This window comes from Adlercreutzia aquisgranensis, assembly GCF_943193145.1.
Classification (GTDB): Bacteria; Actinomycetota; Coriobacteriia; order Coriobacteriales; family Eggerthellaceae; genus Xiamenia; species Xiamenia aquisgranensis.
Map to the genome: position 1 here is coordinate 63,744 of NZ_CALPDA010000009.1, position 18,149 is coordinate 81,892.

At 67.3% G+C, this 18,149-nt stretch carries 16 protein-coding genes and 1 tRNA gene; 16 read left to right on the forward strand and 1 reads right to left on the reverse strand.

Translation table 11 applies throughout. The features are described from left to right. The first annotated feature begins 7 nt into the window (after window positions 1–7). The 12 genes from tmk to ahcY all read left to right on the forward strand — a co-directional run bounded on the left by tmk (window position 8) and on the right by ahcY (window position 14,198). Window positions 8–781 (forward strand): dTMP kinase, encoded by a 774-nt coding sequence (tmk, locus tag NFR41_RS06760; protein WP_251231234.1) that lies wholly within the window; start codon window positions 8–10, stop codon window positions 779–781. Continuing rightward, a complete protein-coding gene (locus NFR41_RS06765; protein ID WP_160214023.1) occupies window positions 778–1,917 on the forward strand; it encodes a DNA polymerase III subunit in 1,140 nt (379 codons plus the stop codon). The genes tmk and NFR41_RS06765 overlap by 4 nt, the downstream gene beginning before the upstream one ends. Before the next feature lie 72 nt (window positions 1,918–1,989). Then, complete coding sequence (locus tag NFR41_RS06770) at window positions 1,990–3,390, forward strand: regulatory iron-sulfur-containing complex subunit RicT (RefSeq protein ID WP_251231235.1); 1,401 nt, start codon at window positions 1,990–1,992, stop codon at window positions 3,388–3,390. A gap of 10 nt (window positions 3,391–3,400) precedes the next feature. After that, the gene (locus NFR41_RS06775) at window positions 3,401–4,870 is read left to right on the forward strand and encodes a nicotinate phosphoribosyltransferase (protein WP_251231236.1); all 1,470 of its coding nucleotides are present in this window, start codon (window positions 3,401–3,403) and stop codon (window positions 4,868–4,870) included. 37 nt (window positions 4,871–4,907) lie between these two features. Then, a complete protein-coding gene (locus NFR41_RS06780; RefSeq protein WP_251231237.1) occupies window positions 4,908–5,810 on the forward strand; it encodes a DegV family protein in 903 nt (300 codons plus the stop codon). 42 nt (window positions 5,811–5,852) lie between these two features. Then, on the forward strand, window positions 5,853–6,788 hold the full coding sequence (locus NFR41_RS06785; RefSeq protein WP_251231238.1) for a DegV family protein: 936 nt from the start codon (window positions 5,853–5,855) through the stop codon (window positions 6,786–6,788). 9 nt (window positions 6,789–6,797) lie between these two features. Further along, on the forward strand, window positions 6,798–7,778 hold the full coding sequence (locus NFR41_RS06790) for an NAD(P)-binding domain-containing protein (protein WP_251231239.1): 981 nt from the start codon (window positions 6,798–6,800) through the stop codon (window positions 7,776–7,778). A 5-nt stretch (window positions 7,779–7,783) separates the two neighbouring features. Next, on the forward strand, window positions 7,784–8,764 hold the full coding sequence (locus tag NFR41_RS06795) for a radical SAM protein (protein WP_251231240.1): 981 nt from the start codon (window positions 7,784–7,786) through the stop codon (window positions 8,762–8,764). 132 nt (window positions 8,765–8,896) lie between these two features. Beyond that, window positions 8,897–10,348: a putative DNA modification/repair radical SAM protein gene (locus tag NFR41_RS06800; RefSeq protein WP_251231241.1), complete on the forward strand. Its 1,452-nt coding sequence runs from the start codon at window positions 8,897–8,899 to the stop codon at window positions 10,346–10,348. After that, window positions 10,345–11,313 (forward strand): TIGR03915 family putative DNA repair protein, encoded by a 969-nt coding sequence (locus NFR41_RS06805; protein ID WP_251231242.1) that lies wholly within the window; start codon window positions 10,345–10,347, stop codon window positions 11,311–11,313. The genes NFR41_RS06800 and NFR41_RS06805 overlap by 4 nt, the downstream gene beginning before the upstream one ends. Before the next feature lie 267 nt (window positions 11,314–11,580). Beyond that, on the forward strand, window positions 11,581–12,786 hold the full coding sequence (locus NFR41_RS06810) for a putative ABC transporter permease (protein ID WP_251231243.1): 1,206 nt from the start codon (window positions 11,581–11,583) through the stop codon (window positions 12,784–12,786). Between the two features lie 158 nt (window positions 12,787–12,944). Then, window positions 12,945–14,198 (forward strand): adenosylhomocysteinase, encoded by a 1,254-nt coding sequence (ahcY, locus tag NFR41_RS06815; protein ID WP_251231244.1) that lies wholly within the window; start codon window positions 12,945–12,947, stop codon window positions 14,196–14,198. 58 nt (window positions 14,199–14,256) lie between these two features. On the opposite strand, the gene NFR41_RS06820 is transcribed toward ahcY, so the two are convergent. Next, a tRNA-Thr gene (locus NFR41_RS06820) sits at window positions 14,257–14,331 on the reverse strand. Window positions 14,332–14,510: 179 nt separating this feature from the next. On the opposite strand from NFR41_RS06820, the gene NFR41_RS06825 reads away from it, so the two are divergent. The 4 genes from NFR41_RS06825 (at window position 14,511) to rpiB (ending at window position 18,130) form a co-directional block, all read left to right on the forward strand. Next, on the forward strand, window positions 14,511–15,131 hold the full coding sequence (locus NFR41_RS06825; RefSeq protein WP_251231245.1) for an L-threonylcarbamoyladenylate synthase: 621 nt from the start codon (window positions 14,511–14,513) through the stop codon (window positions 15,129–15,131). Between the two features lie 97 nt (window positions 15,132–15,228). Beyond that, complete coding sequence (locus NFR41_RS06830) at window positions 15,229–16,194, forward strand: alpha/beta hydrolase (protein WP_251231246.1); 966 nt, start codon at window positions 15,229–15,231, stop codon at window positions 16,192–16,194. Then, window positions 16,191–17,702 (forward strand): glycerol kinase GlpK, encoded by a 1,512-nt coding sequence (gene glpK, locus NFR41_RS06835; protein ID WP_251231247.1) that lies wholly within the window; start codon window positions 16,191–16,193, stop codon window positions 17,700–17,702. Before NFR41_RS06830 ends, glpK begins: the two co-directional genes overlap by 4 nt. Continuing rightward, window positions 17,696–18,130, forward strand: coding sequence for a ribose 5-phosphate isomerase B (gene rpiB, locus NFR41_RS06840; protein WP_251231248.1), 435 nt, complete (start codon window positions 17,696–17,698; stop codon window positions 18,128–18,130). The genes glpK and rpiB overlap by 7 nt, the downstream gene beginning before the upstream one ends. The last annotated feature ends 19 nt before the right edge of the window (window positions 18,131–18,149 follow it).

Here is an 18,149-nt window from a genome sequence, read left to right on the forward strand (position 1 = left end):
TGCCGACATGGCTCAACCGCTGCAGCCGACCAACGAGGCGGGCGTGCTCATAACCTTCGAAGGCGGGGAGGGGGCCGGCAAGACCACCCATATCCGCTTCCTGGCCGAGGCGCTTCAGGGCCGCGGGCGCGAGGTGCTGTGCTTGCGCGAGCCGGGCGGCACCGCCATCGGCGAGCAGGTGCGCGCAGTGCTGCTGAGCACGAACAACGACGAGATGGCTCCCGAAGCCGAGCTGCTGCTCTACGAGGCGGCCCGCGCGCAGCTGGTGGGGCAGGTGATAGCGCCCGCCCTTGCGCGCGGCTGCGTGGTGTTGTGCGACCGTTTCACCGACTCCACGCTGGCCTACCAGGGCGCCGGCCGCGGGCTCGACGAGTCGTTCATCGAGCGGGCCAGCGCCTTCGCCTGCCAGGGCCTCGTGCCCGACCGCACCGTGCTGCTCTCCACGGGGGGCACCGCCACCGACGGCCTCATGCGGGCCACCCATCGCGGCGCGGCCGACCGCCTGGAGGAGGCCGGGCTGGAGTTCCACATGCGGGTCAACGACGCCTTCCAGCGCATGGCGGCGGCGCATCCGCAGCGCATCCGCTGCGTCGTCTCCGACAAGCGCAAGTCCGTCACGGCCCGGGCGGTGTTTCGCGCCGTGGCCGACCTGTTCCCGTGGATGAACGAGCCGGACGCCTTCCCCGAGGGCTTCTTCGAGCGGCTCGACGTCTCCCGCGGCGCCTCGTTGCCCAAGCTCGGTGCCCGCGCCGCCGGCTTCGACCAGGCCGGCGGACGATGAGCGACGCATTCGACGGTATAGTGGGCCAACCCAAGGTCCGCGATTTCCTGCGGGCCACGGTGGCGTCGGACCGCACCATCCACGCCTACCTGTTCACCGGGCCGGCCGGCTCGAACAAGACCCAGGCCGCCTTCGCCTTCGCCCAGGCCATCCTCTGTCCGAAAGGCCCGCAGGGCCCGCGCGGGGGACTGTGCGGATCGTGCGACATCTGCCGGAAAGTGGCGCGGCGCACTCACCCCGACGTGGTGTACTGCGCTCCCGAAGGGGCGGCGGGATACCTCGTGGGCCAGGTGCGCAACCTTATCTCGTCGGTGTCCATGGCCCCCATCCAGGCTTCCCGAAAGGTCTACATCGTCGACCGCGCCGACCTCCTGGGCGTCCAGGCGGCAAACGCGTTTCTGAAGACGCTTGAGGAGCCTCCCGACGACGTGGTCATCGTGCTTCTGGCGCGTACGGCCGAAAGCGTCCTGCCCACCATCGTGTCCCGCTGTCAGGTGGTGCCCTTCCGCACCATCCCCCAGAGCGAGGCCTGCGCGCTGGTGGTCCAGAACTCCGGCGCGTCGCTGCCCGAGGCTCGCCGCGCCCTTGCCGCCTGCGACGGCTCCATCGAGCGCGCCGTGGCCCTTCTGGGATCTACCGACCAGCGTTCTATGCGCAAGCGGGTGCTTTCGGTGCTGGGCTGCCTGCAGCAGGCCGACGACTGGGACGTGGTGGGCTACGGCCGCGAGCTTCTGGGTCTGGTGAAGCTGCCCGACGATGCCGCCCAGGCCAAGCTCCAGGAGCAGCTTGACGAGAACCGCGACTTCCTCTCGAAGTCGGCCATCCGCCAGCTCGAGGAGCGCAACAAGCGGCAGATCACCGCCAAGACCACCGCCCAGATGCGCATGCTGGGGTCCATCAGCCGCTCGTGGCTGCGCGACATCATGGTCGCGAGCGCCGGCCGGGGCGACCTGGTGGTCAACGACGACGCGCTGGCCTCCATCCAGGCCGTCGCAGCCCGTGGAGATACGGCGCGCGCGGCCGCCGCTTTGGCCGCTGTGGACCGCTTCCTCCAGGCAATCCCCTATAATGTCTCCCCTGAGACGAACATCGATTCCCTGCTGTTCGAGATCCGGCGGTGCCTGTTCGCCCGCTAGGTGCAGCACGGCTCTGCTTTTCAAGGGCCGCCTCGCCGCAGGGATGCGGAATAGGAAACGGTAGGTGCTCTTATGGTGCGTATCGCGCCGGTCAACCTTACGTACAATCCCAAGACGCTGTGGTTCGACGCCCAGGACCACGAGCTTGAACCCGGGCAGCCGGTGGTGGTGTCCACAGCCCGCGGCACCGAGTTCGGCCGCCTGGACGCCGCGGTCTTCGAAGCTACCGACGAGCAGATGAAGTCGCTGAAAAGCCCGCTCAAGCCGGTGCTGCGGGCGGCTACGGAAGAGGACGAGGCCCAGGCGGCGCGCATGATCGAGCTCTCGCAGGAGGCCATGCCCGTCTTCCGCGAGATGGCTGCCGAGTTCGCCTCGGACATGCGCCCGGTGTCGGTGGAGTACCTGCTCGACGGCGACAAGGCCATCTTCTACTTCGAGTCCGAGGACCGGGTGGATTTCCGCGACCTGGTGCGCAAGCTGGCCGGTCGCTTCCATGTGCGCGTGGACATGCGCCAGATCGGCGTTCGCGACGAGGCTCGGCTGGTGGGCGGCCTGGGCCACTGCGGCCAGGAGCTGTGCTGCAAGCGGTTGGGCGGCGAGTTCTGCCCGGTGTCCATCCGCATGGCCAAGGAGCAGGACCTCTCGCTGAACCCTCAGAAGATATCGGGCTTGTGCGGGCGGCTCATGTGCTGCTTGCGCTACGAGTTCGAGGCGTACAAGGACTTCAAGGGCCGCTGCCCGAAGGCCGGCTCCACAGTGCAGACCCCCGACGGACCGGCCAAGGTGGTCGATTTGGACGTGCCCCGCGAGGTGGTCTCGGTGCGCGTGGAAGGGGAGAAGCCGGTGAAGGTTCCCCTGGCGGACTTCGATCCGCCCGAAGAGGGCAACCGGCCCAAGGTGATCGGCGAGCAGGCATGGGAGCAGGCCCAGAACCAGGGCCTCTACGGCACGGATGCCGGCATGGCCGCTTTCGCCACGGTCACCTTGAGCGGATCGGATAAGCTCGCCGAGCGCGGGTCGGTGCGCCGCGTGGAGCGCACGAAGCGATCCGAGGAGCAGCGCCGCGACGGGTCTGCCGCCTCCGGCCGCGACAAGGGCCAGGGGCGCAAAGGCTCCAAGCGCTCTGGCTCCGACGGGCAGCGCGACGGATCCGGCCGCTCGGGCTCCCGCCGCCGCCCGCGCAACGGCGCCTCGCCCGGCGCCGAGCAGGCTTCGGGCAAGGGTCGCAGGCAGCAGGGCAAGGGCGGCCAGGACGCCCGCGGGCAGGGCGGCGGGCGCGGGCCCGAGCAGGCCCGCAAGCAGCAGGGCAAGGGGTCGGGCCCCCGCCCCGGCCAGAAGTCCTCGGGCTTGAGGGCCGGGCGCGACCGGTCGCAGGGCGCGGCTCAGGCTTCCGCAGCAGGGGCTCCCGACCAGCACAGGCGCGCACGCCGGCGCACCCACAAGGCCAACTCCGACGCCGGTGCGCAGGAGTAGGGGGGCGGCAATGGAGACTGACTACCCGCTGCTTACCGACCTGTACCAGCTCACCATGGCCCAAGGCTACTGGGAATCGGGCAAGATCGCCGAGGAGGCGTGCTTCCACGCCTATTTCCGGGACTACCCGTTCAGGGGCGGCTTCGCCATCGCCTGCGGCATGGCCCAGGTGGCCGACATGGTGGACGGCTACGGCTTCTCCGACGACGATTTGTCCTACCTGGCCTCGCTCGACGCCCCTGCCGGCGGGAAGCTGTTCAAGGACGGCTTCATCGAGTACCTGTCCGGTTTCTCGCTGAGGGTGGACATCGACGCGGTGCCCGAGGGCACGGTCGTGTTCCCCAACGAGCCGCTGGTGCGGGTGTGCGGTCCGATCATGGACTGCCAGCTGCTGGAGACGGCGCTGCTCAACTGCGTGAACTTCCAAACCCTGGTGGCCACGAAGGCTGCGCGGGTGTGCCTGGCGGCCCAGGCGCCGGTGGCCGAGTTCGGGCTTAGGCGCGCCCAGGGGGCGGGAGGCGGGCTGTGGGCCAGTCGGGCGGCCGTGGTGGGCGGCTGCTCCTCGACGTCGAACGTACTGGCCGGCAAGCTCTTCGGCATTCCCGTGTCGGGCACCCATGCCCACTCATGGGTGATGGCCTTCTCCGACGAGCTGGCGGCATTTCGCGCCTGGGCCGAGGCGTTTCCCAACAACTGCGTGCTGCTGGTGGACACCTACGACGTGGAGCGCGGGATCGACAACGCCATCACCGTGGGGCTGGAGATGAAGGCCCGCGGCCAGCACCTGGCCGGCGTGCGCATCGATTCGGGCGACTTGGCCTGGCTTGCCAAGATGGCCCGTCGCAAGCTCGACGAGGCGGGGCTGCGCGACACCGGCATCGTGCTCTCCAACGACTTGGATGAGCACACCATCCACTCCATTCGCGAGCAAGGGGCGCTCGTCGCCTCCTGGGGCGTGGGGACGAAGCTGGCCACCAGCTACGACCAGCCCACCTTGGGAGGCGTCTACAAGCTCTCCGCCACGCGCATGCCCGGCGACGGGGAGTGGACCGACCGCCTGAAGGTTTCCGAATCGGCGGCGAAGCTCACCGTGCCCGGCGTTTTGAACGTGCGGCGTTACTATTCCGACGATGGACGCATAGCGGGGGACATGGTGTACGATGTCACGCGTCCGGTGGATTCGCGCCAGCTCATCGTGGACCCCATGGACGACCTTCGTCAGAAGAAACTTGCGGGGAAGCGCTTCGAGACGCTGCTCGCGCCGCTGGCCAGGGGCGGCAAGACGGTGCTCGACGACGCGCATCGAAGCGCTATGGAGGCCCGCCTCCGCGCCCAGGCGTCACTGGCGACGCTTGACGAGAGCCAGAAGCGCATGCTGAACCCCCACACCTACCCGGTAGGCCTGGAAGTGGGCCTGTCGGAGCGCAGGCGGGCGCTGGTCGCCCGGCTGCGCGGCATCGAGCAGCTGCAGGAAGCCTAACGAGGAGCAAGCCGGGACACCCGGCGAGGAGGACTTCATGATCAAGATAGTAACCGATTCCGTCGCGTCCATCCCGCCTTCCATGGCGAAGCGCTACGACATCGACGTGGTGTCGCTGTACGTGAACCGCGACGGCGTCGAGTACGAGGACGCCACCATGGACCACGAGGCGTTCTACAGCGAGATCCACGAGATGGCGGACAACATACCCACCTCCAGCCAGCCCTCGCAGGCGGCCTTCGAGGGCCTGTTCGAGCGGGCGGCCGAGGCCGGCGACGAGGTGCTGGGCGTCTTCATCTCGTCGGACATGTCCGGCACCTACGAAGGTGCCCTGCGGGCGGCCCGGGCGGTGAAGGCGCGCAACATCGACTTCACCTACGTGATGATCGACTCCACCTCCAACAGCTTCGACGAGGGGTGGCCTGTCATCGACGCCGCCGAGGCGCGCAACAGAGGCTCCGATCTGGCGGAATGCGCCGCCATCGTGCTCGAGGCTATCGAGCGGTGCCGTTTCCTCTTCGTGCCCGAGAGCCTCACCTTCCTCCAGAAGGGCGGGCGCATCGGGGGCGCCGCCGCGCTGCTGGGCAACCTCATCAAGCTGGTCCCCGTGCTCTCCGTGGCCGACGGCCAAGCCGACACCGTGGCCAAGGTCCGCTCCAGCAAGAAGGCCATCGAGCGCATGACCGAGCTGTTCAAGGCCGACGTCCGCGAGTACGGTCTGGCCCATGCCATGGTCCACTACATCGGCGACCCGACGCCTGCGCGGCGGTGGGCCCGCGAGGTCATCGAGCCCCTGGTGGGCCATGCGGTGGAGGTGCTGCCTGTAAGCCCCGTGATCGGCCTTCACGTGGGGCCTGCCGTGGGCATCGCCTACGAGACGCTCAAGGCCATGCCCTACAAGCTCTCGCAGCCTGCCAGTCTGCGCATGGTGGCCTCGTAGCATCGCCGCCCCCGCCGTTTCCCCGTCGTAAGGAGAACACCCATGCAATCCAAGCCCCAGTGCAATCTCATTATCGATTCGTGCTGCGACCTGCCCTTCGCCGTGGTGAACCGCGAGGGCGTCACCATCCTGCCCTACCCCTACATCGGCAACGACGGGGAGCACAAGGACGACATGTACCACTCCATCACGCCCCACGACTTCTACCAGTCCATGCGCGACGGAAACTGCCCGTCCACCACCCAGGTCACCCTTGAAGACTGCCAGCGCGCCCTGGTGCAGGCGGCCCAGAGCGGCGTCCCCACGGTGTTCCTGTCGTTTTCCAGCGGCCTGTCCGGCAGCTTCGATTTGGCCTGCGTGGTGCTCGACCAGGTGAGGCAGGACTATCCCGAAGCCGAGATCTACGCCGTTGACACCAAGCTTGCGTCGGTGGCCGAGGGGCTGCTTGTCTACGAGGCGCTTCGCCAGCGGGAGAACGGGCTTACGGCTCGCGAGCTGGCCCAGTGGGCCGAGGAGGCCCGCAACTTCGTGAACGAGATCTTCATGGTGGAGGACCTGACCACCCTGCACCGCGGCGGCCGCATTCCCGCATCGGTGGCCTTCGCTGGCGGCAAGCTAGACGTGAAGCCCTTGCTCAACATCTCTTCTGATGGCAAGCTGTCGTTGATCGGCGTGGCGCGCGGCCGCAAGAAGGGCCTCAAGCAGATGGTGGAGTACTACCAGAAGCGGGCAGGCGAGGCCAGCCCCGAGCAGTGCGTAGTCATCGGTGGCGCCGACTGCCCCAAGGATGCGGAGCGCCTGGTCGATATGATGAAGAAAGCCGAGGGTGACCGCTTGTTCCTGGAGTGCAACATCGGCCCCGTCATCGGCAGCCATGTGGGCCCGGGGATGATAGCCTTGGTGTTCTGGGGCACGGACAAGCGCGAGGAGCTGTCCGTGGCCGACCGTATCGCCCGCAAGATCAAGTCCGAGAGGTAGGCGGTCGCGGTGCAGCGGACCTATTGCTTCATGGGCCACGGCAGCGTGGGGGCCGTGGTCGGTGCCAGAATGCGCGAGCTGGGCTTGCAGCCGGTGAACTACGCCTCCGACGCCGACGTGGTGTTCACCTACTATGCATCCCAGGGCCAGCTGGAAGACGCGTTCTTCGCCGAGACGGGCCTGGTGCAGGCCTGCGCGCCGGGAACGCTGCTGGTCGATCTGTCGCCGTCCACCCCCGCCTTCGCCCGCGAGCTGAACGCCGTGGCCGTGGTGAGCGACCTGGTTCCCGTGGAGGCCCCGCTGGTGGTGGGCGACCCGGTGCTCTCCTGCGCCCTGTCTGACAAGCGAAACCTGGCCTGCTTCGCGGCGGGCAACGACGATGCGGTGGAAGCCGCCCTCCCGCTGCTGCGGGCCCTGTGCGACGAGGTTTCGGTTGCGGGAGGCGCCGGCTCGGCGCAGCTGGCGCGCGCGTCCTACACGCTGCAGATGCTCTCCCAGCTGGTGAGCGCCGTGGAGTCCGAGGCGCTCTACCGGGCGGTGAGGGCGACCGATGCGCCTTTCGCCGGTACTGCCGAGCATGTGGGGGCCGCCACGCCTTTGGCCGAGCAGGTGCTCGAGGCGGTGGCCGAGAAGCGCTTCGAGGGCGAGTTCACCGTGGAGATGCTCATGGCCGAGGTCGCCGCCGCCATCGGCGCCGCCGACGACGCCGAGGTCATCCTTCCGCAGGCCGAGGCATGCCAGCATATGCTGGAGCTGCTGGCGGTGGTGGGGGGATCGGACCTGTCTCCGGCGGCCCTTGCCCTGGTCTACGGCGACGAGGCCTCCTGCGCCGAGGCGGGGCTCGATTGGACGCGGGCCGAAGCCGCCTTCGGACCGTCGGAAGACGAGGACGACGATTACGACTACGACGACTGCGATTACGAGGACGACGGCTCCTGCGGTTGCGGTTGCGACCACGACCACGGCGGCTACGGTTGCTCGCTGAACTAGGGGACATGGCGCGGGGCTCCTGCGTTCGCGGGCGCCCGGATGCGGAGCTGGCATCCTGCCGCCTATGCCCGCGCGCCTGCGGGGTCGACCGCCTGTCGGGCCAAGTCGGCCGTTGCGGCGCCGGCCCGTCCATGACCGTGGCCCGCGCCGCCCTGCACTTCTGGGAGGAGCCGGTGCTCTCCGGCGCGCGCGGCAGCGGCACCGTGTTCTTCGGCGGATGCCCCCTGCGCTGCCTGTACTGCCAAAACGCCGTCATCGCCCAAGGGGAGGCGGGCAAGGCGGTGTCCACGCGGGATGTTGCCGCGATGGCCCTTGACCTGCAAGCCCAAGGGGCCCTGAACCTCAACCTGGTGACCCCCACCCATTTCGCGCCGCTGGTGCGCCGGGCCGTGGCCATCGCCCGGGACGGCGGCCTTTCACTGCCCGTGGTTTGGAACACGTCGGGCTACGAGACCGTCTCCGCCATCCGCGGCAACCGGGGTACCGTGGACGTGTACCTGACCGATTTCAAGTACGCCTCGGCTAAGCTGGCCCAACGCTATTCGTCAGCCCCCGACTACCGGGAGGTGGCCCTGGCTGCGCTGGATGCCATGGTGGAGGAAACGGGGGAGCCGGCTTTCGACGAGGTGGACGGCGCGCCCCGCATGACGGGCGGCGTCATCGTGCGCCATCTGCTGCTCCCCGGCGCGCTCGAGGACTCCGAAGCGGTGGTGTCGCTTCTGCACGAGCGCTACGGCTCGGCTGTGCTCGTCTCGCTCATGAACCAGTACACGCCCGTGCTGGCCGACAGGGCCGCTTCGGGGGACGCGAGCGCTCAGGCCCAGATGAGCCGTTTCCCCGAGTTAGCGCAGCGCGTGCCGGACGAGGACTACGAGCGCCTGCTCGACTTCGCCGACGGCCTGGGCATGGAGGACTACTTCTGGCAGGACGGCGAAGCGGCGCAGGAGAGCTTCATCCCCGCTTTCGACCTGACGGGCGTCGTCTGAGAGCGGTCGCACCGGCCGCTGCCCTTGGGCCTCGAGTCAATCTCCACGGTTTGTTCGATTGACGAAACGATGATAAGTTCGTATAGTCTTATCAGATTAATCGAACAAGTATTCTTATTGAAAGGCTGAACCGTGGGATTGTCGGTCGCAGAAAAGCTTTCCATTCTCGCCGATGCGGCCAAGTACGATGTTGCCTGCACCTCGTCGGGCATCGATCGTTCGGCGAAGCGGGGGCTTGTGGGGTCTGCTTCCCAGGCCGGCTGCTGCCATAGCTTCACGCCCGACGGGCGTTGCATCACGTTGCTGAAGGTGCTTATGACCAACGCCTGCATCTACGATTGCGCCTACTGCGTCAACCGCTGCAGCAACGAGGTGCCCAGGGCCTCGTTCGCGCCGCAAGAGCTGGCCGACCTCACCATGGCGTTCTACCGGCGCAACTACATCGAGGGCCTCTTCCTGAGCTCGGGGGTGGTGGGCAGTCCCGACCGCACCACGGAGCTCATGATAGAAACGCTGCGCATCCTGCGAGAGGAGCACCGCTTCAACGGCTACATCCACGCCAAGGCGGTGCCGGGCACATCCCCCGAGCTGGTAGAGCGCCTGGGCTATCTTTCCGACCGTCTGAGCGTGAACCTGGAGTTTCCCTCCCAGAGAAGCCTGGCGCTTCTGGCGCCCCAGAAGTCGAAGCAGGCTATCTTCAACCCCATGGCTCAGATCCGGGACTCCATAGCCCAGGACGGCGAGACCCGGGCCATCGGCCGGACCCGAACCACCTACTATCCCCAAAAGGCGCCTGCACGGAAACGCCGGGCCTTCTCGCCGGCGGGCCAGTCCACCCAGATGATCATCGGCGCCACGCCCGAAACCGACCTGTCGGTCCTGGCCCTGTCGGCTGCTCTCTACAGGACCATGGGGCTCAAGCGCGTGTTCTTCAGCGCCTACGTGCCGGCGGTCCAGGACCCGCGGCTTCCCTCGGGCGCACCGGTGCAGCTCAATCGCGAGCATCGGCTCTACCAGGCGGATTGGCTCATGCGCTTTTACAAGTTCGATGTGACCGAGATTATAGACGGGCGAAACCCCATGCTCGATCTGGAGGTCGATCCGAAGGCCAACTGGGCGCTCAACCATTTGGAATGCTTCCCCGTCGAGGTGAACACGGCCCCGTTGGAGATGCTTCTGAGGGTGCCCGGCATCGGGCCGAAGGGGGCGCGGCTCATCCTTAAGGCGCGGAGGACCTGCTGTTTGCGCGAGCCCGAGCTGCGTAAGCTCGGCATCGCCTTCAAGCGTGCGCGCTACTTCATCACATGCAACGGCTTCTACATGGGAGCGGGGACCGAGTTCACGCCGCAAGCGCTGCGCGCCCGTCTGCGCGCTCCCATCGACGGGGGCTCCCATGGGGCGCGCTCGGCGAAGGTCTCTGCCGGCCAGAGGACGCTTTTCGAAGCGGCGGCCGAGCGTGCCGGTGCGGAGCCGCAGGCTTTGGAATCGGCGCCCCTGCGGGCTGGGCTCCCCGAGGCCCGAACCGTCGTCCCCGAGCTGACGCGGCTTTGGCAGGCGCCTGTGGTCCAGGCGGTGCCCCGATGATCCCGATGCAAGCGCACGGGGGTTTTGCAGGCGGTGGCGGTGCAGACGGGGCCGGGGGAGAGCTGGCTGCCCGAAAGCGGCCGCAAGCGAGCCTTGATGCGCCGTCCGGCCCCCAAGGCGCTCCGCTTCCGTGCGTCGCCTATCTGTACGACGGAACCGCCGAGGGGCTTTTCTCCGCCATATTCGACGCCTACGTTTTTCATGAGGACCCGGAGGACTTCTTCTGCGACGGGTCCTACCAGCCGCGCCTGGGCCAGAGCAGCCGCGTCATCGCGACCGACGAAGAGAAGGCGCTGCGGGTGCGCCGGGGGCTTGTGCGCGTGGGCGGAAGCAAGGTTTTCCGCGCGGCGCTGCACGCATCGCTTTCCGACGAACCGCAGGCGGGCGCGGCCGTCTACCGGTTCGTTCGCTACGTGATGGACGATCTGGGGAAGCGGCCTTCCTCGGCGCGTCCCTTCGTCATGGGCCAGCTGGCCCATCCCTGCGTGGCGCCGGTCGCATCGCTCGAGCGGCAGGTGCTCAACGAAGCCCATCGCATGAAGCAGTTCCTGCGGTTCCGACAGAAGGAAGGGGGTCTGTGGGTTGCCGTGTGCAATCCGAACGCCAACGTGATCCCCTTGGTTATGGATCATTTCTCCGGTCGCTTCAACACGCAGCCCTTCGCTATCTACGACGAGGTCCATCGGGTGGTCGGCATCTCGCAGGACGGCCGCTGGAGGCTGTCCCGGGCATCCGCCGAGGCCGAGCTTGCCGACTGCGCTGCCGAGGAGCTTATGGCTCAGGCTTGGTGCGTCTACTACGACAGCGCTTCCATAGACGTCCGCTACCATCCCGAGCTGCGCCGACAGTTCATGCCCATGCGCCTGTGGGGCAATATCACCGAGATGCGCCGCCCGCGTGCGCACGCAATCGGAGAAGCTGCGCTGTCCGGGCTACCGAACGCTGCAGTGTTCATCGACGGCTGAGAGTCCTTCGTTGGACGAGTCTGTCTGACGGCGGCATCTGCCCCCTCGCGTGCGAGTGCAGCCCGTAGCTTCGGCCCACGGCCGCTGCCTGCGGCCAGTGCTGTCGACATCCGCCCGCTCGGCTGGCCCTTCTTAGGTTTTGTGCAGCTTTTCGGCAAAGCATGGTTGGCGCGGCGCGGCGGTGCAGCGATGTGGCTTGTCGCTGCGCTATACTGCTTGGTCGTATGCTTGAAAGGCCGCGATGCGGCAACGAACGACAGGACGAACGTGGATCACCGCAACGAGAACCTTGTGCCCGCCGGCTCTGCAGCCGCCATCGACAGACGCAGGCTGCCCTTGGCCGCGAAGGTGTTCGGCGTGCTCTGCGTGGTCGTGGGCGTTGCGGTGACGGCGCTTTTAGCGCTCGTCATCGTCGACGCCATAAGGGAGGTCCAGAAAAGCGGCCTGCAGACCCAGATGTCCAACGTCGCCCTCGTCATATCGGTGGTGCAGTCGGTGCTGTTGGTGGCCTCCGCTGTCCTATCGGTGTTTTTGGGCGTGCGCCTGCTGACGAACCGCCGCCGTTTCGCCGCCCAGACGGCCGAGGCGCTGCTCTTCGTCGTCGTGGCGGCGGCTATCTGCGAGGTCATGGACAACGGCATCCACGGCTCTCTTATCTCCTACGGCGTCACCGTCGTCTTTCTCATCGCGCTGCAGAGCTACCTCGACCCCAGCCTGGCCGAGGAGCGCGAGCTGCAGCGCAAGCTGCGGGAGATGGACGTGCGCGACGAGGCCGAGGAGGGCACGCTGGGCCTCGATCCGTCGGGCAAGGGCTACATCACGCTGAACTTCTTCAACCTGTTCTGGATCTTCGTGGTCTGCTCGGTCATCGGGCTGGTGGCCGAGATTGCCTACCATATGGTCGTGGTCGACCCAGGGCACTACGAGGACCGTGCCGGGCTTCTGTTCGGGCCGTTCTCGCCGATCTACGGTTTCGGCGGCGTGCTCATGACCATGGCGCTCAACCGCTATTACAGAAGCAACGTCGTGGTGGTGTTTCTGGTCAGCGCCGTGATCGGCGGCGCCTTCGAATACTTCGTAAGCTGGTTCATGCAGTTCGCATTCGGCATCGTGGCCTGGGATTACACCGGCACGTTTCTGTCCATCGGCGGCCGCACCAACGCCTACTTCATGGCTATGTGGGGACTCATGGGCGTCTTCTGGATAAAGCTGGCGCTGCCTGTCATGCTCAAGATCGTCAACCTCATTCCCTGGAACTGGCGCTATGCCCTTACCTCGGTTGCCGCCGCCTTCATGATCGCCGACTGTGCCTTCACGTTGGTGGCTCTGGACTGCTGGTACATGCGGGAGGCCGGCATTCCGCAGGACACGGCGATACAGGTGTTCTTCGACGAACATTTCGACGATAAGTTCATGGAGCATCGCTTCCAGAGCATGTCCATCGACCCCGGCTCTGCCACCCGCGCCCGTTAGCGGCATTGCGCCCTCGATGGCACTCGAGCTGCGGGGTGCGCAACGAGTTTGCGCTCGGTAGCTAATCTGAAGAACGCCTCGGTGGTGCTGCGTTTGGGCGCCTCTGTGGTACCCTTGGGAAAGTTGCAGCTGTTCAACCCGTCTTCGAAAGGCGCCCCATGATTCCTTGCGATATCAAAGACCCCTCCCTGGCCGACGCCGGCCTCTCCCGCATCCTGTGGGCCGACCGCGACATGCCGGTGCTGGCCGCCATCCGCGAGCGCTTCGAGCGCGAGCGTCCGCTTGAGGGCGTGCGCATCGGCGCCTGCATGCACGTCACCACCGAGACCGCGAACCTCATGCGCGCTCTCGTGGCCTCCGGCGCCCAGGTGACCCTGTGCGCTTCGAACCCGCTGTCCACCCAGGACGACACCGCCGCCTCCCTCGTGCGCGACTTCGGCGTGTCGGTGTACGCCGTCGAAGGGGAGGACATGGATACCTACAACCGGCACATCCAGGCCGTGGTGGAGACTAACCCCCAGATCATCATGGACGACGGCGCCGATTTGGACACCGCGTTGCACACCGTCTACCGCGACAAGCTCGCCTACGTGGAAGGGGGCACCGAGGAGACCACCACCGGCGTGGTGCGCCTTATGGCCATGGCCGCCGACGGCACCCTGGGCTATCCGGTGTTCAACATCAACGACGCCAACACCAAGCACTGCTTCGACAATCACTACGGCACTGGGCAGTCAACCCTCGACGGCATCGTGCGCGCTACCAACCGCCTGCTGTGCGGACGCACCATGGTGGTGTCGGGCTACGGCTACTGCGGGTCGGGCCTGGCTCTGCGGGCGAAGGGCATGGGCATGAACGTCATTGTCTGCGAGGTGGACCCCCTGAAGGCGCTCGAGGCCCACATGGAGGGCTATCGCGTCATGCCCGCGGCCGAGGCAGCGGCCGAGGCGGACGTGTGGGTGACGGTGACCGGCAACTGCAAGGTCATCGACGAGCCGGCCTTCGAGAACATGAAGGACGGCGCCATCCTGTGCAACTCCGGCCATTTCGACTCGGAGATCAACTTGGAATGGCTCGAGCAGCATGCGGTGAGGAAGGTGGAGCTCAAGCCGCTGGTGGAGGAGTACACCCTGGCCGACGGGCGCACGGTGGTGGTGCTGGCCCAGGGGCGCCTGGTGAACCTGGCCTGCGCCGAGGGCCATCCGGCGTCGGTCATGGACATGAGCTTCGCGAACCAGGCCCTGGCGGCGGAGTACCTGCACCAGCATGCGGGCGAGCTTGAGAACAAGGTCTACGACGTGCCGGCCGAGATCGACGACGGGGTGGCCCGCGTGAAGCTGGAAACGCTGGGAATCGCCATCGACGAGCTCACCGAAGAGCAGAAGGCCTATATGAGCAGCTGGAACTTCTAGCCATGGTTGCTCAGAGCGCATAGGAAAGCCCTCCGGATGCGGAGGGCTTCTTCGTTTCTGGAGCCAGCGACAGGATTCGAACCTGCAACAGGCGGTTTACAAAACCGCTACGCTACCGTTGCGTCACGCTGGCAAAATGCAAGTGTCTATTGTAGGGCATTCGCGGGCGCGCGGTACCGACGTTTTTCCTTTGCGGAGAAAGCGCCACAGGGCGCTACCGTGGGGGCGGCTGCTATAGTGGGGAAAACGGCAGGGCCCCGGCGGACGGGACCGGCAGAGGCTAGCATGCGGCAAGAAGGGGCCAGGGAGACGATGGCGGGTTTCGACGAGGTTTTGCAAGCGCTCGACCAAGGGCTTCCCGCGGTGTTTCCCACTGACACCGTTCTCGGCCTGGGGGTGGCCGTGGCTCCGCGCGCCAGGGCCGTCTCAGGCGAGCCGCCCTCGCCCGAGGCGCTCTTTCGCCTGAAGGAGCGCGACCGCGGCAAGCCGGTGGCGTGGCTTGTGGGCGGCGCGGACGATCTGGACGTGTACGGCCGCGACGTGCCCGATTACGCCCGTCAGCTTGCAGCCGACCACTGGCCCGGAGCGCTTACCTTGGTGGTGCGCGCAGCGGACGCGGTGCCGCGCGCCTTTCGCGGCGAGGACGGCACCATCGGGCTGCGCATGCCGGACAGCCCTGTTGCCCTGCGCCTTGTCCGCGAGCTCGGTTGCCCTGTGGCCGCGACGTCCGCGAACCGCTCGGGGGAGCCCGACGTCTCCCGTCCCGACCTCGTCGATCCCCGCATCGGCTGCAGCGTGCCGGTGCTTGACGAGGGGCTCGACTGCGAGGCTTGCCCGGCCAGCGGCATCTCGTCCACCGTGGTGCTGTGCACAGGCGAGCAGCCGCGAATCCTGCGCGAGGGGTCGGTGGCTCTTCGGAGGCCGCCGCAATAGCGCAGCTTCCATGTATACGCCTTCTTGAACAGGGGCCGGATGGGGCCGCGGGTATAATGGGCGGCACAGCGCCGAGGCGATTGAAAGGAAGGCGTTCATGAGCGCAACCGTTGTCGTCGAGCCGGTGGAGTTTCCGTCAAGCGACTGTGCCACCGCCATCCACGGATGCTTGTGGAGCAGGCCGCCTGCCGACGGCGCCGATGCGGTTTCCTCGAAGCCCCGGGCCCTTATCCAGATCGTCCACGGCATGCAAGAGCATATCGGCCGCTACGACGAGTTCGCCCGCTTCCTGGTAGGCCAGGGATTCGCCGTCTGCGCCGAGGACCATGTAGGCCACGGCAAATCGGCGGCCTCGCCCGACGATTTGGGGCATATGGGCCCTGAGGCCAAGGAACAGCTGGTCGAAGACGTCCAGACCCTGCGCCGGATCGCCCTCGACCGCGTGGGGTGCGACGTTCCCTACGTCGTCTTCGGGCATTCCATGGGCAGCTTCATCACCCGGGCGTTCCTGGCCCGCCACGGCGAGGGGGTGCGTGCGGCCGTCATCTGCGGCACCGGCAACATGCCCGTGGCCGTCTCCCGGCTGGGCAACCTTGCCGCTCGCGCCATCGCGCGCGTCAAGGGGCAGACGTACCGAAGCCCCCTGCTCGAGTCGTTGGTTACCGGCGGCTTCGGCCGCGCCATCCCGGATGCCCGAACGCCGCTCGATTGGCTGTCCACCGACCCTGCGGTGGTGGAAGCGTTCCGAAACGACCCCCTGGCCGGGGCCCCCTTCTCCGCCGGCGCCTACGCGGCGCTCACCGACCTGACCGCCGAGACCGCAAGCCTCGGAAGCGCCCGCCGCATCCCGTCGGACCTTCCGGTGCTCTTCATCGCCGGCAGCGAGGATCCGGTGGGGGAGAGGGGCAAGGCCGTGAGGGCCGCCGCCTCGCTGTTCGAGCGCGCCGGGGTCAAGGACGTCACCTGCATCATCTACGACGGCATGCGCCACGAGATCCTCAACGAGCCGGGGCGGCAGCGGGTCTATGCGGACGTGGTCTCCTGGATAGAGAAGCGCCTGTGAGCCGGTACGTCATCGCCTTGGACCAAGGCACCACCTCGTCGCGAGCCGTGCTGGTGGATAGCCGGGGCCAGGTGGTCTCGTGCGTGCAGAACCCCTTCCCCCAGCGCTACCCGCAGCCCGGGTGGGTGGAGCACGACCCGCGCGACATCCTGTCGTCCCAGCTAGGAGCCTTGACCGAGCTCATCGTTGCCAACGGGCTCACCCAGCGCAGCGTAGCCTGCATCGGCATCACGAACCAGCGGGAGACCACGGTGGTGTGGCGCCGGGACACCGGCGAGCCGATATGCAACGCCATCGTATGGCAATGCCGTCGCACGGCGGAGCTGGTGGAGCGCATCTGCGGCGATGCGGACGTTGCCGAGCAGGTGGCCGAGCGCACCGGCCTGGTGCCCGACGCCTACTTCTCGGCGAGCAAGATCCGATGGATTCTGGACAACGTGCCGGGGGCGCGGCAGGAGGCGTCCCGCGGCAACCTGGCCTTCGGCACCGTGGACAGCTGGCTTCTGTGGTCGCTCACGTCGGGGGCGGTCCACGCCACCGACACCACCAACGCCAGCCGCACCATGCTCTTCAACATACACACCATGGAGTGGGACCCGTGGCTGCTCGATCTCTTCGGTATTCCCGAATCGATGCTTCCCGAGGTCAGGCCCTCGTCGGGGCTGTTCGGCGTAACGGACGCCGCAGGCGTGATGCCGGGGATCCCCATCTGCGGCGTGGCGGGCGACCAGCAGGCGGCCCTGTTCGGCCAATGCTGCTTCGAACGCGGCCAGGCGAAGAACACCTACGGCACCGGGTGCTTCCTGCTCATGCACACCGGCGACGAGCCGCGGCGCTCGTCGCACAACCTCATCACCACCGTGGCCGCCAGCGCCCCCGATGCGCCCGGGCCCGAGTACGCCTTGGAGGGCAGCGTGTTCATGGCCGGCGCCCTGCTGCAGTGGCTGCGCGACGAGCTGGGCCTCATCGACGACGTGGCCGACACCTCCGCCATCGCCCGCAGCGTGCCGGACACCGGCGGCGTCTACGTGGTCCCCGCCTTCACCGGCCTGGGGGCGCCCTACTGGGATGCCCAGGCGCGCGGCACCATCACCGGCCTTACGCGGGGTACCACGAAGGCCCACATCGTCCGCGCGGCCGTGGAGTCGCTGGCCTACCAGGTGCGCGACCTGGTGGCGGCCATGGAGGCGGACGCCGGCGTGGGGCTGGCGGTGTTGGGCGTGGACGGGGGAGCCTCGGCCAACGACTTTCTCATGCAGTTCCAATGCGACATGCTGCGCTGCACGCTGCGCCGTCCCGCCTGCACCGAGTCCACGGCGTTGGGTGCGGCGTTCCTCGCAGGGCTTTCCTCGGGCTTTTGGAAGGATAAGGACCAGCTTCGGGCCCTGCGCAGCGCGGGCGATGTGTATAATCCCCTGCTGGAAGACGAACGGCACCGGGCGTTGGTCCTGGGATGGCAGCGGGCCCTGCGCCAGACGATGACATGCGAGAAGGGAAACCCATGGTAATCAGCATTGCGAGCGACCACGCCGGTTTCGAGCAGAAGCAGCAGCTGGCGGCCTACCTCCGCCAGGCCGGGCATACCGTCTGCGACCAGGGCCCGGCCGACGATACGCGCGTGGACTACCCCGACTTCGCAGAGGTGGTGGCGCGCGACGTGGCCATGGGGGCCGCCGAGTTCGGCGTGCTGGTATGCGGTACCGGCATCGGCATGGCCATGGCCGCCGACAAGGTGGACGGGGTGCGGGCCGCCAACATCGTCAGGCCCGACTTCGCAGCCCTGTGCCGCCAGCATAACAACGCCAACGTCATCACGCTCTCGGGGCGCTTCGTCACCCTCGAGGAAAACGAGCGGATCCTCGATGCCTTCCTGGGCGCCTCCTTCGAAGGGGGACGTCACAGCGACCGCGTCCGCAAGATTATGGAGCTGCAGTAGGCAGCCAGCGTAGAGAGGA

Coding starts and splice junctions, on each gene's coding strand:
- NFR41_RS06765 (WP_160214023.1), top strand. CDS start 778: ATGAGCGACGCATTCGACGGTATAGTGGGCCAACCCAAGGTCCGCGAT.
- NFR41_RS06780 (WP_251231237.1), top strand. CDS start 4,908: ATGATCAAGATAGTAACCGATTCCGTCGCGTCCATCCCGCCTTCCATG.
- NFR41_RS06775 (WP_251231236.1), top strand. CDS start 3,401: ATGGAGACTGACTACCCGCTGCTTACCGACCTGTACCAGCTCACCATG.
- NFR41_RS06805 (WP_251231242.1), top strand. CDS start 10,345: ATGATCCCGATGCAAGCGCACGGGGGTTTTGCAGGCGGTGGCGGTGCA.
- NFR41_RS06825 (WP_251231245.1), top strand. CDS start 14,511: ATGGCGGGTTTCGACGAGGTTTTGCAAGCGCTCGACCAAGGGCTTCCC.
- NFR41_RS06770 (WP_251231235.1), top strand. CDS start 1,990: ATGGTGCGTATCGCGCCGGTCAACCTTACGTACAATCCCAAGACGCTG.
- NFR41_RS06795 (WP_251231240.1), top strand. CDS start 7,784: ATGGCGCGGGGCTCCTGCGTTCGCGGGCGCCCGGATGCGGAGCTGGCA.
- NFR41_RS06830 (WP_251231246.1), top strand. CDS start 15,229: ATGAGCGCAACCGTTGTCGTCGAGCCGGTGGAGTTTCCGTCAAGCGAC.
- ahcY (WP_251231244.1), top strand. CDS start 12,945: ATGATTCCTTGCGATATCAAAGACCCCTCCCTGGCCGACGCCGGCCTC.
- NFR41_RS06785 (WP_251231238.1), top strand. CDS start 5,853: ATGCAATCCAAGCCCCAGTGCAATCTCATTATCGATTCGTGCTGCGAC.
- tmk (WP_251231234.1), top strand. CDS start 8: ATGGCTCAACCGCTGCAGCCGACCAACGAGGCGGGCGTGCTCATAACC.
- rpiB (WP_251231248.1), top strand. CDS start 17,696: ATGGTAATCAGCATTGCGAGCGACCACGCCGGTTTCGAGCAGAAGCAG.